This window comes from Methanoculleus thermophilus (assembly GCF_001571405.1).
Classification (GTDB): domain Archaea; phylum Halobacteriota; class Methanomicrobia; order Methanomicrobiales; family Methanoculleaceae; genus Methanoculleus; species Methanoculleus thermophilus.
Window position 1 is genome coordinate 196,205 of sequence record NZ_BCNX01000006.1, and the last position, 15,661, is coordinate 211,865.

General features: G+C 58.7%; 16 protein-coding genes. 10 read left to right on the forward strand and 6 right to left on the reverse strand.

What is annotated here, in order from left to right; all coding sequences use genetic code 11:
• Positions 1 to 52: 52 nt before the first annotated feature.
• The gene (locus MCUTH_RS04220; protein ID WP_066955991.1) at positions 53 to 400 is read right to left on the reverse strand and encodes a hypothetical protein; all 348 of its coding nucleotides are present in this window, start codon (positions 398 to 400) and stop codon (positions 53 to 55) included.
• Positions 401 to 639: 239 nt separating this feature from the next.
• Between MCUTH_RS04220 and MCUTH_RS04225 the strand changes: the two genes are divergently transcribed.
• From MCUTH_RS04225 to speD, 9 genes are all read left to right on the forward strand, one after another.
• On the forward strand, positions 640 to 1,125 hold the full coding sequence (locus tag MCUTH_RS04225; protein WP_066955994.1) for a GTP-binding protein: 486 nt from the start codon (positions 640 to 642) through the stop codon (positions 1,123 to 1,125).
• 40 nt (positions 1,126 to 1,165) lie between these two features.
• Complete coding sequence (locus MCUTH_RS04230; protein ID WP_066956002.1) at positions 1,166 to 1,990, forward strand: hypothetical protein; 825 nt, start codon at positions 1,166 to 1,168, stop codon at positions 1,988 to 1,990.
• A gap of 266 nt (positions 1,991 to 2,256) precedes the next feature.
• Entirely contained in the window at positions 2,257 to 3,198 is a 942-nt protein-coding gene (locus MCUTH_RS04235; protein WP_066956005.1) for a polyprenyl synthetase family protein, read from the forward strand.
• 33 nt (positions 3,199 to 3,231) lie between these two features.
• Entirely contained in the window at positions 3,232 to 3,417 is a 186-nt protein-coding gene (locus MCUTH_RS04240; protein ID WP_066956008.1) for a 2-hydroxymuconate tautomerase, read from the forward strand.
• Positions 3,418 to 3,459: 42 nt separating this feature from the next.
• The gene (locus MCUTH_RS04245; protein ID WP_066956014.1) at positions 3,460 to 3,807 is read left to right on the forward strand and encodes a hypothetical protein; all 348 of its coding nucleotides are present in this window, start codon (positions 3,460 to 3,462) and stop codon (positions 3,805 to 3,807) included.
• 49 nt (positions 3,808 to 3,856) lie between these two features.
• On the forward strand, positions 3,857 to 4,339 hold the full coding sequence (locus MCUTH_RS04250) for a DUF2124 domain-containing protein (protein ID WP_066956017.1): 483 nt from the start codon (positions 3,857 to 3,859) through the stop codon (positions 4,337 to 4,339).
• Positions 4,340 to 4,605: 266 nt separating this feature from the next.
• Positions 4,606 to 6,933: an ATP-binding protein gene (locus MCUTH_RS04255; RefSeq protein ID WP_066956019.1), complete on the forward strand. Its 2,328-nt coding sequence runs from the start codon at positions 4,606 to 4,608 to the stop codon at positions 6,931 to 6,933.
• Between the two features lie 44 nt (positions 6,934 to 6,977).
• Entirely contained in the window at positions 6,978 to 7,574 is a 597-nt protein-coding gene (locus tag MCUTH_RS04260) for a DNA polymerase ligase N-terminal domain-containing protein (protein ID WP_066956921.1), read from the forward strand.
• Positions 7,575 to 8,247: 673 nt separating this feature from the next.
• Entirely contained in the window at positions 8,248 to 8,694 is a 447-nt protein-coding gene (speD, locus tag MCUTH_RS04265) for an S-adenosylmethionine decarboxylase (RefSeq protein ID WP_066956022.1), read from the forward strand.
• 869 nt (positions 8,695 to 9,563) lie between these two features.
• On the opposite strand, the gene frhB is transcribed toward speD, so the two are convergent.
• The 5 genes from frhB to mptA all read right to left on the reverse strand — a co-directional run bounded on the left by frhB (position 9,564) and on the right by mptA (position 14,498).
• Positions 9,564 to 10,451 (reverse strand): coenzyme F420 hydrogenase subunit beta, encoded by an 888-nt coding sequence (gene frhB, locus MCUTH_RS04270; RefSeq protein WP_066956025.1) that lies wholly within the window; start codon positions 10,449 to 10,451, stop codon positions 9,564 to 9,566.
• A 10-nt stretch (positions 10,452 to 10,461) separates the two neighbouring features.
• Positions 10,462 to 11,223, reverse strand: coding sequence for a coenzyme F420 hydrogenase subunit gamma (frhG, locus tag MCUTH_RS04275; RefSeq protein ID WP_191092817.1), 762 nt, complete (start codon positions 11,221 to 11,223; stop codon positions 10,462 to 10,464).
• Between the two features lie 154 nt (positions 11,224 to 11,377).
• Positions 11,378 to 11,941 (reverse strand): coenzyme F420-reducing hydrogenase, FrhD protein, encoded by a 564-nt coding sequence (gene frhD, locus MCUTH_RS04280; protein ID WP_066956028.1) that lies wholly within the window; start codon positions 11,939 to 11,941, stop codon positions 11,378 to 11,380.
• Between the two features lie 10 nt (positions 11,942 to 11,951).
• Entirely contained in the window at positions 11,952 to 13,319 is a 1,368-nt protein-coding gene (gene frhA, locus MCUTH_RS04285; RefSeq protein WP_066956032.1) for a coenzyme F420 hydrogenase subunit alpha, read from the reverse strand.
• 237 nt (positions 13,320 to 13,556) lie between these two features.
• Positions 13,557 to 14,498, reverse strand: a complete 942-nt coding sequence (gene mptA / locus MCUTH_RS04290) for a GTP cyclohydrolase MptA (protein ID WP_066956035.1) — start codon at positions 14,496 to 14,498, stop codon at positions 13,557 to 13,559.
• 127 nt (positions 14,499 to 14,625) lie between these two features.
• On the opposite strand from mptA, the gene ilvC reads away from it, so the two are divergent.
• Positions 14,626 to 15,615, forward strand: a complete 990-nt coding sequence (gene ilvC, locus MCUTH_RS04295; protein ID WP_066956038.1) for a ketol-acid reductoisomerase — start codon at positions 14,626 to 14,628, stop codon at positions 15,613 to 15,615.
• Positions 15,616 to 15,661: the final 46 nt, after the last annotated feature.

Sequence of the window (15,661 nt, forward strand, 5' to 3'; positions counted from 1 at the left end):
CACGAGGCCCTCAAGCGCGGCAAGTTATGAGTTATGCCGCCGCTTGAGGTCATCATACATTCTCGTCCTCGTCTATAACGTCGAATGCCACGACTCTATAGTTGTAATACCTTCCATCGGGTGCGGTGAATGAGAGGAAGACCATCAGTCCGTGCTCGTCCGATATCCAGAGTTCTCCATCGTCATCAACGGTGTAGTACTCGAAACCGAACTCGGTGAGAGCCTCCTCGATGGCATTGTCGACCTCCATCTCCTGGACCATCTCAAACGTCGTAGCCAGGGGATACTGCCGCTCTTCGAGGGCAGAGATCTGGAGTTTTGCACGTTTCTCTGCAAGGAAAAGGCTATCGAGAGTGGCTATGATCTCCTGCGCGACGGCATTGGTCTCCTCGGACCCCATATCGGTACCCTTGGATCTATCGGTATATCTTTCTTGAGACTCGGGGTGGGCCATCACCCCCAAGGAGCCGGATGCTGGCAACCTGGTGCAGACGCATCCGCTGGACCCGGGAACGATTTCACCTCCCTTCCCCTGGGCGGTGGAAAAAACCGTTACTGACCGGCCGGAACAGAGATTTATCCCGCCGAACGCGCTCGCATAACGAAACCCTAAAACATCTCCGCGCCGATACAAGGCTGATGGCAGAAGGCAGGCTCAAGATTGTCGTTTTCGGTTCATTCAATGCAGGTAAATCCAGTCTCATCCAGGCACTCGATCCCCAAAGCCGCCACATTGAAGCGGCCTCAAGTGAGGGGCCGACAACCGTCGCCTTCGATTTCGGCAGACTGCAGGTAAGAGATCAGATGGTCTACCTCTTCGGAACGCCGGGGCAGGAACGCTTCGAGTTTGTCCGGCAGATCCTCTCGCGCGGAATGGACGGCGCGATCATCGTTGTGGATGCAACCAGGGGGGTGGACGCCATGACGCGCCACCTGTATGCGCAGCTGAAGGCCCTCGGGGTGCCGCTTGCGTTCATGGCAAACAAGTGCGACTGCCCGGGCGCAATGCCCGAGGCCGTCAGCCAGGCTCTCCCCGGGGAGATGGTGCACCCCATCTCGGCACGGAACGGCGAGAACGTCCATGCAGCGCTCGATGCCTTCATCACAACCCTGATCGCCCGGTAGCGATCACTTTTACTCCCTCCGGGTCGTTCTTTCTAAGACAATGATCCGCAAAGAGAACTATATCAGGGAGGTTGTCGGGTTGATTTCGGGCCTCCTCGTGAGCGGGGAGGCCGCGGATCTCCTCGCCTACCTGGTTGCGGAAAGCCGTCTGCCGGGAGTGCGGGCGAACCTTGAGCTTGCCGGAGCCTTCAGCGAAACCGTGCGCGAGTTTGCTGCTGCTGATTCCGACATCCAGCACGTGCTCTGGGACCTCTGTGTCGAGTTCGCTTCTGTTGACCCCGAGGATGCACCGGCAGATGACCCGCATGAGTTCCTCTCGATCTGCGGCGTCCTGGGGATCGGGGCGATCGGATCCGTATCCCCGGCGTGTGCGGATAAGGCGGTCGCATACCTTGTGGAGGCCTCCACCGATCCGCGGTGGCGGGTTCGAGACGCGGTGGTGACGGGGGTCCGGGATCTTCTTGCCCGGCAGCGCGATACAGCCGTCCCCAGACTTGAAGGCTGGGTGGAGGGCGGTTCCTGGCTTGCGATGCGGGCTGCAGTTGAAGGTGTGGCCGCACCGGATCTGCTCGCCGAGCCGGAACTCGCAGAGATGGCGCTGCGGCTCCACCGGAAGGCGTTGATACGTGTATATATGGCGAAGGAGAGGGGTTCCGATGATTTTCTCGCGCTCAAAAGAGCGCTTGGCTCTACGCTCAGCCAGGTCGTCACCGCTCTCCCCGGGATCGGCTTTGAGTACCTGCGGCAGCTTGCGACCCTCGATGATCAGGATATCCGGTGGATTGTGCGGGAGAACCTCAAAGAGGATCGGCTTGCGAACCGGTATCCTGAGACGGTGGAGCATATCCGGGCACAGCTGACTTAAGAGGAGTGCGGAGAGCGCCTCGTGCCCAAAGGTGCATGGGGTGTTCTCCAGCAGCCGCAGGAGATTGTCCTCTCTGAAGCCGGGAGAATGGTCCCGATGGGCATGCTCTCTCCTCTGCCGAAATGCGCTCGTCGCCCTCACACCCCGTATCGCTGCCATGCCTCCGTAACGTGCGGCGCCTTCATCCCAGGTTAGATGAATGTACCCCGGGCATGTCGACCCACACCTTTTTACGCGGCGGTATCTTAGGGGTGCACGCTTGCCCCATGATGCCGTTTCGCCAGTTCCTGGAGTTTGTCAAACCTGCCGTCAACCAGCGGATCGAGGAGGTCGCGAGAGGTGAGGGGGATATCGACCCCGCCGTGCTCCCTCTCCTTACCAGGGGAAAGCGGATGAGGGCCGGGCTCCTCCTCCGTATCTACGCTTGCCTTGTCCCGGGATGGCGTACCTCCCTCCGCCAGGTGCTCGATCTCGCCTGCGCCGTCGAGTTTGCCCACGCAGCAAGCCTGATCCTCGACGACATGCTGGACGGCGATGCCACTAGGCGCGGTCTCCCTTCTCTCCATCTCACCCGGGGAGAGGGGCGGGCGGTCCTCGAGACCATCGGCATCCTTGCTCTTCCCTACGCGCTTGCCGCGCCCTACGGTGCCGGATACGTCGCGATGCTCGCATCGGCTCAGCGGCGCATGGCCCGTGGAGTGGCCTGGGAGATGCTCGGGGGGCCGGATCTCCCCGCATCGGAACGTTACGATGCGATCGTCACCCGAAAGACCGGGTGTCTCTTCTCGCTTGCTGCGGCCTGGGGCGGCATGGCGGCGGGAGCTGATGGTGAGGTCGTTAGGGCGCTTGCTCGGTACGGTCTCTCCACCGGGAAGGTGATGCAGATCGCAGACGATATCACGGACCTGGATGCGCTTGCTAACGGCGTCCGCCAATCTCGTCCGGGATCTGAGTCGCTTCTCCTCCAGTCCGTCATGGAGCGCTCCCATCCGCCGGGGGCCAACGGCACCCGGGAGGCACTTGAGCGGGTGCTTGAGCGGGAGATCCGTGATGCGGCCGCCGGGATCACGGGTGATGGCTGGGGGCGGGTGCCCCTTGAGGCAAAAGTGGCTTTCCGGGCGACGATCTACGATATTGTGGGGCTTACTCTCGGGAAGGAGGGGCCGATTGGTGGGGATACGCCCCGCGCTCTCTTCCCGCAACGCTAAATACCACTCTGCCCAACACTCTTTCCGAGATACATGCCGGTTGTAACCATTCGTATGGCAAGCGGAAGAACGCTTGAGCAGAAACGGATTCTTGCCGCCGAGATCACCGCCGCGATAACGAGGACGCTCGGTGTCGACCCGGAACAGGTTTTCGTCTTCTTTGAGGAACACGATAAGGAGAATATCGCACAGGCGGGGAGACTCTTCTCGGAGTCGTAGTTCTTTTACCGGAGGCCTTCATCCTTCCGGGAGTGAACGGATATGGCACGTGAACTTGACGAGAGGGATTTTGCTATCCTGCGTAAACTGGCCCCCGAGTACAGCGGCATCCTCTGTCCGGAGTCCGGGCACGAGTTCCGCTCGGTCCTCCCTCCGGTCTCAAACCACATCGCCGTAGACGCAGAGGACTTTGCGGAGCGGGTGGGTCGCCTCTCGGATGAGGATTGGGGTTACCTTGCCGACCAGATCCTCTCCGGCCGGGAGGACCTCGGATGTATGCCCGAGGAGGATATCGATACCATCCTCGCCCGGATCCGGGAGGCTGTCTCCGAGGAGGCGGCGAAACAAATAGAGAGGCTGTACCACCTCTCTGGATGCGGATTGCTGTAGAGATTGGCTACCCCAAAGCAGAATATGTCTCGGGGACAACAGATTCCTCATGGAACTGATTGAAGAACTCTCCGGCGTCCCCGGGATGCTGCGGCCATTCAAGGCATATCTCCGTGAAGCCGGGCTTGGTGCGGGCGACCAGGTCGCATACTATGGCTGCCCCGGCACCTGCACTCCCTTCATCGAGCTTCTGGGGTTCGCCGTCCGGGACCTACCTGTCGAACAGGTGTATGTGCCCTACGTTGACGAAGCGCAGGCAAGGGCGATCCGCCCGGTCGAGGGTGTCGGGATGCAGGCCTCGTCCGATGTGGTTAGAGTCGACCCGAAGGTGATCGTCCTGATGGGCGGGCTTGCCATGCCCGGGGTCCCGGTCACGAAAGAAGCGGTCCAGTCGGTCGTCGGCGCCCATCCCGGCGCGAAGATCGTGGGTATCTGCTTTATGGAGATGTTTAAGAAAGGGGGATGGCTTGATGCCTTCGACTTTGACCTGATCATCGATGCCACCCTCAAGCCGGTCAGGATCTGGCGGTGAGCGCTCTCCCGGGCGGCGGTGCATCCCGGGAGAGTGCCCTCTGAAAGACCGGAGATCCTTTGTACCGGAGTAGGGGGGGCAGCCCCCGTCCTCCCTCTCCCGACCAATGAGAAATTCTCCTGGATGCAGCCGATTTTTACAAATGACCTATTTTTTATAGGTTGTAGAATGAATCTATTCTTACAGTCCGCTTCACTGAAGCGGTAGCGTGCCGCCGCTCGCCCGTGAAATCCCGGTGCCACAAGAACGCATCCTCTGGTGAAACCGTGTTGACAGACCTTGCCAAAGCTCTCAAAGCGATGGGGTATAACGATGCCGAGATACCGACCCTGGTGAGATCATTCCCTCCCGCTGTCACCCGGTATCTGCAGGACTTCCGGTTGCAGGAGGTCCGCGACATTGTCGAGACCCTCCTCTACATCTACATTGCGCAGAACAGTTCATCGTCCCGAGGGGAGGGCGTGGGCGTGGTCGAGCAGAGTTGCTACGCCTATACGTCGGGGCCGCTCTTCGTCCTTGCGCAGGCCGGCCTCATAGACTCCGTCTCCTGGCACGGGATGAAGGTGATCAGCGCAACGGCCGCAGGAGTTGAGATTGCCCGCCCGCTTGTCGAGGCCCGGATTCGGGCGCTGGATATCGAGAGCCTTGCCCATGATATCCATGAGGTTGTCCCGACCCTCCTTGCAGGGACCGTGCGGGGGTCATACGTCAACAAGACCTTCCCGTCCACGCTTCCCCGCACCGAAGAGACATTCATCGGTTTTCTACTCAACAATTGTCCGGGGCTCTTTATCGAGTGCGAGCGGTTCGCGGCCCGGCTTAAGGACGCCGGATGTGCGGTCCTTGCCTATGCTTACGATCTCGACACGGTCGCGCCTGATGGCGTCGTCTATACCTTCCCCCCGGAGTTTGCCTATATCCTCAAGAGGATGCTTGAAGCGATCGATCCCGATCTCCGGGAGCACTACGATATGCTCCTCGAATCGTTCTGCTCGACATTCACTGTTCTGCGTTATCTTGCCACTGGCGAGGACTACGACCGTATCCGGGCGTCACCGGGCCACCGACGGGAACTCTCGCGGGTGCTTTCGGTCCTTTCCGACGCAATCTACGTCCTCGAGCAGGTGCCCCAGGCCGATGGGGTCGACCTCTCCCGTTTCATCATCAAGGACCGGGACCTCTACGACGCGCGCCTTCGCGACCTCGGGCGGGAGTTGATGGCCGAGGTCGCAGAGAAGATCGTCATAGACCGATCCACCCCGGAACCCGTGGTAGTACCGGCTCTTTGCAAGGGCGAGGTCAGCCCTGCTCCTGACCCTGCTCCTGAGAGTCTCCCGGTCGCGCCGCCCATACCCTCTGTTGAGGCGGAAATGGAGGACGAAGAGGAGGACGAAGAGGACGCGTGGGACGACGTCTCCTTTGGAGACGAAACGGATGAAGAGGAGGTTGAACCGATACCCCCGGATATCGTGCTGCCCGACCCTTCCCCCTCGACCCCGGCTCCGGCGGTCGTCCCCCGCCCCGGCGGCCTCGATATCTTCCTCGGTTACGCCCAGGACGGGCGACGGGTTTACTGGTCGCCTGGGCGGCTCAACAACGGCCACATGATCATCCTCGGCGGTTCGGGGGCCGGCAAGACCGAGACGATACGGTGCATCGCCTCGGAACTGGCGGCACAGGAGATGCCGGTCGTCCTGATCGACTTTCACGGGGATATGGCCGCGAACAGCGGGAATATCCGGTCCTACAAGATCCGCGAGGGCGGGCAGTACTACTTCAACCCGCTTGAACTCGATCCTTCGATCGACGAGATCACCCCGCTCCGGGCCACTTCGGACTTCGTCGATGCAATATCGATCAACTTCCCGACGCTCGGGATCCAGCAGCGCAGGAAGATCAAGAATATCATCAAGGACTGTTACCGGATGTCCGGGATCACGGGAAAGACAGAGACCTGGACGCGGGTGCTCAATTTCGACGACATCGAAGACGAGATCATGAACTGCGAGGATGAGGCGATCCCGGCCTACCTTGAGGATATCTTCGACTACAAGCTCTTCTCGGGTGAGGAGAAGATCTCGATCCCCACGATCCTCTCCGGGGGAATCACCCATATCAACCTAAACGCCCTTCCGGAGAACCTGCGCTACCTCTTTGCGGACCTCTTTCTCAGACGGATCTACTACACCCTCCAGGCGATGGGCGAGATTCCGCGTGGGACGCCGGACGAGCGGGCGAAGTTCCGCCTCTTTGTCATCGTCGACGAGGCAAAACTCCTGGTGAGCCAGAAGAGCGGCTCAAAGACGGCGATCAAGGCGGTTCTCAACAAATATGCGACCGAGATGCGGAAGTTCGGGGTCTCGCTCATCCTCGCCTCGCAGCTCATCGCCCACTTCAACGAGGAGATCCTCGCAAACATCGCCGTGAAGTTCTGCATGCGCTCCGAGAATAAGAAACAGGCCCAGGAGAACGCCAAATTCTTCGAGGTGAGCGAGAAGGATCTCCTCAACTTCCAGCCCGGGGAGGGTATTCTGATCATCGGTTCGGAGAAGATGAACGTCAGGATCGTCCCCTCGACCGAGCGGAACCTATAGACCCGGGAGAACCCTTATTCGGTATCCCGGTGGAATACCTCTTCATGACAGGACCGGATACCCTCGATGAGTACCGCGGGAAGAGAGACTTTTCCCGAACGCTGGAACCTCCGGGTGATGCGGAGGCCGTGCTTCCGTCTCCCATCTTTGTCATCCAGAAGCATGATGCGAGCACGCTCCACTACGATTTCCGCCTGGAGGTCGATGGTGTCCTCAAATCGTGGGCCGTCCCGAAAGGGCCGTCTACGAACCCGAAGGAGAAGCGTCTTGCGATCCCGACGGAGGATCATCCACTTGGCTATGCCGGCTTTGAGGGCGTCATTCCTGAGGGTAGTTACGGGGCCGGGACGGTTCTCGTCTGGGACCAGGGAACCTACCGGAATCTCACGCAGAAGAGCGGTCGGGAGATCCCGGTTGCCGAGGCCCTCCGGCAGGGCCATGTATCGGTCTGGCTCGAGGGGAAGAAACTCCGGGGCGGGTTCTCTCTCACCCGCTTCAGGACCGGAAAAGGCGAGGCCTGGTTGCTTGTGAAGAAGGACGATGCCGAGGCGGATCCTTCCCGGGACCCGGTTGCGGCTGAGCCCCGATCGGTCCTCTCTGGCCGGACGCTAGAGGAGGTCGCGGCGGGGAAGGATGAGTGACGGGCGAGCCGCCGCAGGGGAGAGGGACCCGATCTCTTAGCGCTGAATGAGTTTCTCAATCCGGCCATTGCGCCGGGCACCGGCGCGCGCCCGAGCGTCTCCCGATGGCCCGACGGGGGGTGGAGGCGTGCGGCAGGCCTATCGGGGGTTTCCTTCAAGGCGCGGAAGTGATAATCCAGAGTGCGCGGCGGGCGACAGAGATCACCCCTCTTTTGGTCCGGCAGAGGTGGCCCTGTAGTCACCGCCCCCTCTGGCTTTCGGTCGGAGTACTGGCAGGTGCGGCGGTAAAAATTTCAAACATCGGCTTAATGATTTTTATGGTGGGAAATGGGACCAGAATCCCTTACTGGAAAAAGTACTTTCTCTGGCGGCCTTGATCGTTCCTGAACCCCAGGATCTGGGTTCATGGGTCAAGGCCCGGGGGATGGGGATATTCGCATTTTGTGTTACGTAGATCATACTTTTTTCATACTTAAACACGAATTGGCCAATTAAAGTCACCAATTTCAAAAACTGTCAAAATTATGGCGCAGATTTCTGGAGATTCAAGGATTAATCTTGCCGAACTGCGAAATAACGGTTATTCTTCATGAGCACTATGGATAGTTTTAAAATCTGAACTATCAAAAACTACAGAGATCATTCGATCAGAGTTTGTCTCGAAGGTGAGATCATGGCAAGTAAGGTAATGACAAACAACGCTGCCGCAGGCGGCGCTGTGACACAGGCATTAAGCGACGCAGAGATTGTTGCACAGTTCAAGCAGCGTGGTTGCTGGGGGCTGTACACAAGCGTGGATTTGAAGGGATGCGATCCGGCATCGATAAGAGATCCAGAAAAGATTCACCAGTTCATCATCGAACTGTGCGACCTCATCGACATGAAGAGATTCGGCGAACCGCAGATCATCCACTTCGGCCCAAATGAGAGGGTAGCAGGATTCTCCATGACTCAGCTCATCGAGACATCGCTGGTCTCCGGCCACTTCGCGAACGAGACCAACGCAGCCTACCTCGATATCTTCAGCTGCAAAGAATATGAGCCTTCGAAGGCAGCCGAGTTTTGTAAGGACTTTTTTGGAGCACAGTCAGTGACCTACCAGGTACTGTTCAGGGACTAAATACGAACAAGGCACCCGGCAAACGCATTAATAATACTCTGTGACGGCAAAGAGCCGCTGCCATCTCCCGCCGGTCTAACTGGAAGCCGCGGCGAGGCGGCCCCCACCCTCGATTTTCTTGGAGTAAAGCGGTCCGGACGGTCGGGTCTACGTAGCTGGAGAATCTGACAGGTCTGTTTTGTAAATACCCCGCTGCACGAATTCTGCGGAGATATCGCCATTAGTGGTGTGCGACGTTCCGCAGGAACGGACTTGAGCACCGCTAGGTGCACTTAACAGTGCTCGAACTCCAGTTGTTTCAGCAACCTTACTGCAATGTTCGAGTTGCTGCTCTCCCTGACTTGCTGATTCCCGTTGATTAAACCAGGCACGGATTCCTACCGGACATCGCATTACAGGGGGGAGGGGACAGGGGAGGGGGGGAGCATCCCCCCTCCCCTGAAACCCCACCCCAAAGCGCGATACCCCAGTGGTCCAGTGTACTGGACTTTATCCTCGTTTGCGCTGTTTTCGTCTGCAATTTCGTGCATCGGTTACATGGAAACGAGGTAAAATCATTCCACTGCAGAAGACTCATTCTGTTAGGGATGGTGCCGCACTTCACGCAGCCCTCCACAAAATCCACGGACGTGGCTTACACCATTTCGGCTGTTTTTGTTGTAACTTCATCAAATGAGACTGATACCCCGGTTCTCTAACCGGTCACCCGCGAAACCGTTTTTGGGTTCTCAAGATCCGCCTGCACCCTTTTTGGGCTATTTAACTTGGCACGGCCGATCTGCAGAGCCAGAACTATCCCGGGGATGTCTCTTTACAGGGGTTAAATACAGGGATTAGAATCCGGCCGGGCTCGATCGAAAAAAAGGTGTTTAGGGGGACTCGTAGGGGTTCCGGAGACCCTTCGGGGTTCCGTCCGCCCTGATTCCCACGGTCTTGCGCTCGTCGACGTGCTTCTGGTTCTTCGTGATCTTCTCGGTCGCGAGCTTCTTGACGAGGTCGAGGCCGGGCTTGACCTGGTCGATGGGCTTCGTCTCGAAGAGACCTGCGGCCAGGGCGCCTTCCCAGACTTCGTTACCCTTCAGGCTCCGGACAAAGACCGTGCTCCAGCCGTCGGGGCTGCCGACGGACCCGCTCGAGATGTCGGCGAGGTTCGCGACGTAGTCCAGGCAGACGTGGCAGCCGGGCTGCACGTACTTGTGGATCAGTTTCGGGGGCATCTGGCTGACTGCACCGCGCTCGGTGTAGACCGTGAACTTGCCCTTGCCGATGTCCATCTTCTTGACGGACTCCATCTTCTGGTTGCAGTGGTCCTCGACGATCGCCTCGAGCGCCTGGTAGGAGAGGTTCTCCATGCAGAAGATACCGAGCGCGAGGGCGATCTTGTCGTCGACGTCGCGCAGGCCGATCGGGTAGACCTGCGCCTTGCGGGTCGCCTGGATCTGGCAGGGCGTACCGACGATACCGACGCGGTCGAAACCATAGCTCCGGGTTACCTCCTTGATCAGGTAGAGGTTCGGGCTGATGGTGTAGCGCGTTCCGGCAGCGGCGAGAAGTTCGGCCTTAGTGGTCGCGACCATGGGCTCCGGCCTCCAGGGCTCATCGCTCGGCCCTGCGACGATGGCACCATCGATGATACCCTCTTCGAGCGCGTACGCGAAGAGTGTCGTGATGATACCGCCGTCCTGGGACTTCTTTAAGATGTCCTTGTCGGTCGAGCGTGCCGAGATTACGGACTTGTAGTTGCCGAGTACATCCATCTTTCTCACCTCACTGCATGGCTCCCTTGATGGCATTGATGATGCCCTCGTAGTTGTTCATGACGTCGAAGTTGAACCAGCTCCTGGGGCACTGCGAGTAGCAGGCGCCGCACTTGATGCACTGGTCGCGGTTCACGTTCGGCTTGCCGTACTCCATGGTAACGGCGCGGACCGGACAGGTGCCGGCGCAGGTACCGCATCCCATGCAGAGGCCCTGGTTGATGACATCGTACATCAGGTCGCAGCCGCATGCCGTGTCGCCGCGCTTTGCAAGCTGCATCAGCGGGGTCAGGTAGGCGGTGGCGAGAGCCTTCTGTTCGTCGTTGCCCTTCAGCAGCAGGTAGGCCATGACGGCGATGTTCCTGACCATCTGGGGGCACGGGGGACAGGACGGGAGATAGAGGTCGACGTCGACGATCTCGCTGATCGGCACGAACGCCTCGTGGCCGGGCTGGTTCCACTGGCCGCCGCGGCAGAACCGGGTGATGTTGCCGTATGCTGCACAGGCGCCGTAGGCGACCAGCACCTTCGACTTTTCTCTTGCTTCCTTCAGTTCCTCTATCGAGAGTTCGTCGTTCAGACAGCACGACCCCTCAACCAGGCATACGTCCATCTCGGGGACGTGGCGGGTGTCGACCAGAGTCAGCGCATAGACTAAGTCTGCGTAGTCATCGAGCAGCTTGAAGAGACCCTCGTAGTTATCTGCAATCGTTACGAGGCATCCCGTACATCCGCTCAGGTGTAATTCACCTATAGTAATCTTTTCTGCCACAGGCTTTTCCTCCTTTTGTACAACTTCCACCTTTTCTTTTGTAATTACATCAGAGGGCTTTACCGCGGGCTTCTCCTGCACGTTCACTGTAGCAGGCTTTGCCTCCGGTTTCACCTCCGGCTTTTTCTGCGGCTGGCTCGCCGCTGGTATCACCTCAGGTTTGCTCTCCGGTTTTGCCTCCGGTATCTTCTCCGGTGGTTTCTCCCGGTGACGCCCAAAGATGCGTTTCTTGATGGTTGATAGCAGCCCCATATTCTACCCCAATTTCATCCAGTACGATACGTACTGTTTTGGGAATGGCACCCTCAACCTCCTCAGTGAGCCCTAGTTCAAACTCATGGCTAGCGACACGCTTGGGCTGGCAACCGATGATCGTGATATCAATGACGTCTTTTAATCGCTGTAGTGGCTCGGAAAGGTCCCACGAATGGGCATCCCGGTAGGAGCCCGGCGGCAGGTCCTCGGGCCGGAGTTTCGTCACATCACCGGGTTTGGCGCCGAAATCGACGATATCGATGATGATCAGCTTCTTGACCGGCACCTCCGCATCCTCCATCAGCGTAAAGAGGAAGTGAGGGGCGCCAAGGCCGGCGTCGATAACCTTGACGTTGTCGGGCAGTTGTAGTTTCTTGAGTTCCTCGACGACTGCAGGACCGAAACCATCGTCTCCGAAGAGGGGGTTGCCGCATCCTGCGATCACGATCTCACGGAATAGCATGCGTGTACGCTCACTGAATGAGTTTCTGGGCTACCAGTCTCTTGTCTTCGTCGATCACAATCATGTGCGTCGCACAGGAGACGCAGGGGTCGTATCCACGCATGATGACTTCCGCGAGCCTCCAGGGCGCACCGGTCAGCGCACGGCTGCAGGTGGGGAAGTTCCAGGTGGTCGGGACGAGCATCGAGAAGTACTGCACCCGGCCGTCCTTGACCCGGGCAAGGTGGATGTCTGCACCACGGGGTGCCTCGTTCGCGGCCCATCCGAGGGAGCCGTCGCCCTGCGGGATCTCATCGGCGACTACCTTTCCAGAGGTGTTGAGCGCATCGAGTGCGTCGATGATGCCGTAGGCAGTCTCGGGGAACTCCATCTGGCGGGCGATCTGCAGGCCGATGGTGCCCTTCTCGTCGAAGTTCTTGAAGATGGCCTGACGTGCACGCGGTCCGACCTCGACGGGCTGGCCGTCGTAGAGCGGGACGCCGGTGCAGGCTTCCATCTGAGGCCATGCCTTGGTGCCAACGGGGGAGGTACCGCCGATTGGGTAGTTCGGGTCGGCCTCGGTGACTTCGACCTCACCCATGTACCAGTCCCAGGGGCGGACTTCGGTGAACCGCTCGGGGAACCACTTCGGGTCCTCGTCGAGGCTCGAGCTGCCGTAGACCGGTGCGACGGCCATGTAACCCTGGTTGTGGTAACCGAGATCCTTCGGGATCGGGACTTCGACGCCGCCGACCTCTGCCCAGTCGCGCTTCTGGTAGTTCCGGAAGACCGCGATCATGAACTCCATCTGTTCCTGGACGAGGACACGAGCTTCCTTCGCGAGGTCGTAGATCTTCGCCTTCGCACGCGGGGTGATGTTCTTGTACATACCGCCGACGCGTGGGTTGCTCGGGTGGATGGCCTCTCCGCCGACCATCTCGCCGATGGTCTGGCCGATCTCACGGATCCGCTGGATCCGGAGTGCAACGCTCCTGACCGGTTCTTCCTTCGAGAACGGGTTGATCTTCATGTCGGTCCCGGGGAGGTACATGTCCGGGAGGGCCAGGATGTTGTGGATGGCGTGGCTGTGCATCCGGTTGGCACACTGCAGGATGTAGCGCAGGAGTTTTGCGTCCTCGGGGATCTCGCACCCGATGGATGCCTCCATCGCCTCGGTAGCCGCCAGGGTGTGTGCAATGGGGCAGATACCGCAGACGCGCGATGCAATCTTTGGAACCTGATCCATCGTCTTGCCGATGGCGAGCTTCTCGACACCCCTCACCGGGGTGATGCTGAGCCAGTCTCCACGCTCGATGATGCCTTCATCGTTGACCTTCAGAACGAGCTTTGAGTGGCCTTCATGTCTCGTAGTTGGGGAAATCTCTACAACTTTCGACAAATATATCGCCTCATTCCGATATTTGGTGTTCTGAACACTATACCGGTGTTATGCAGATTTGTTACCACACAATGTTGTACTGGAAACGTACGCGAGTACGTCGGAAAGAAGTATGACGAAAACAGAGTTTATAGCTTTCGCTCTAGTGTCTCTCGAAATAATACCTTTCGTAAAACGCGTACCACTTGATGATAATATTGATTTACATAATATATTGTGCAAAAAATATTATCAGTTTTATAGTGCGCCTTTGTCCATCTCCGCGACGAGCTCCGCTATCGTTGCCTTTCGCTCCGCGTAAGCATTGTGCTGATGAATGCTCTCCTCATTCGTCTGCTTAATCGTGACTACAGTATCTCCTGGGAGATACCTGAACTGCGCGATTACCTTGCGGGCCATTTCGCGAACGCAGTCCTCTACGAACCGCGGGTTCTTGTGTGCTTCCATCACCACGTAACTCTCGTCCCCCCGCTTGAGAAGTTCGTAGATGCGCGCACTCATGGAATCCTTCAGGATCTTGATGATCTTCTCGAGGCTGACATGCTGATCGTCATCTGTCTCAATGCAGAGGAAGCCCCGACCGCGCTGGTTGTGCGTGGCCATCGGCACCTCCTTGAAGAATGCCTCGATCTTTTCCTCCTCCACGCCAAGGTTCTCGAGGACATGCAGGGCATGATCCTTCATGATGTTCTGAGCGCAGGGGCAGGCGGTCATCCCGGTTACTTCAGCGCCGATGCTCTTTCGGATGATCGGGTTCCCATCGTTTCTCTGGGCTACTGCACTTGCGTGGACGTTCACGACCTCATGACAGCTCGTCTCGCTGACCGGGGTCTCGCGTCTGACCATGAACTGGCTCCGCATCCGGACCTCGGTCCGCTCCGCGTACTCATGCCGGTCGAGGAGTTTCCTCGCCACTGCACTGCAGAGTTCCTCGATCCCGTTGACATCACCGTCGATGGCATGTTGCAGCACGTCATCGATCACTTCGAAGTTCCGGGAGAGGTTTGCACCCTTGAGACTTCCCGGAAGATCAACGAAGACGTCAAAGACGGAGATGAATATGACCGGCCGTTTGCCGGGTCTGGCGACTTCAACAAGTTTTTTGACGTTCTTCACACCCACCCGGGTCAGGTTGATGCGAACCTCGGGCAGGCTGGACTGGACATCTGGCAGATCCATCACAAATCCTCAATCACGTATTGGGATCAAGGTTTCACTTCATCAACCTTAAAATGACCCTCCGGAGGGAGCAGTTCTGCTATATAGTATTTATCAGGTCTGCTGCCCAACCGAGTGTGAGAGAACTATGGTACAGAAATACTACGAGTCTGACGCAGACCCCCGCACCCTGGAGGGCAAGACCATCGCCGTCATCGGTTACGGCTCTCAGGGCCGCGGTCAAGCGCTGAATCTGCGCGATTCCGGCTGTCAGGTCATTATCGGACTGCGGCCGGGCGGCAGCTGGCAGAAGGCATCCGAGGACGGTTTTGAGGTCTACCCCGTGGCTGAAGCGGTCAAGCGTGCCGATATCGTCCAGATCCTCCTCCCCGACGAGAGCCAGGGATCCATATACCGCACGGCAATCGGCCCCTATCTCAAAGAGGGCGCCTGCCTGATGTTCTCACACGGGTTCAACATCCACTACGGCCAGATTGTCCCCCCACCCACCGTCGATGTGGTCATGGTCGCCCCGAAGGGGCCCGGGCACATGGTCCGGCGGACCTACGAGGAGGGAAAAGGCGTTCCTGCGCTCATCGCCGTCCATCAGGACGCAACAGGGAAGGCACGCGCCATCGCGCTCGCCTACGCCTGGGGAATCGGCGCGACCCGTGCGGTCGTACTCGAGACGACGTTTGCCGAGGAGACCGAGACTGACCTCTTCGGGGAGCAGGCCGTCCTCTGCGGCGGGGTGACATCGCTCATCAAGGCGGGGTTCGAGACCCTGGTGGATGCCGGGTACGCGCCCGAGATGGCGTATCTTGAGGTCCTGCACGAGATGAAACTCATCGTCGACCTGATCTATGAGGGCGGGTTTACGAAGATGCGCGAATCGATCAGCAACACCGCCCAGTACGGCGACCTGACCCGCGGCCCCCGGGTCATCGGCCCTGAGGCCTACGCGGCGATGCAGGAGATCCTTGAGGAGATCCAGAGCGGCGAGTTCGCCCGGGAGTGGATGCTTGAGAACATGGTGAACCGCCCGGTCTTCACCGCGCTGACAAAAGCGGACGAAGAGCACCTGATCGAGCAGGTGGGAAGGGAGATCCGCGGGTTCATGCCGCAGTTCAGGAAGTAATACTCCTCTTCTTTTTGGATCCTCGTTTTTATACTAACCTGTCATA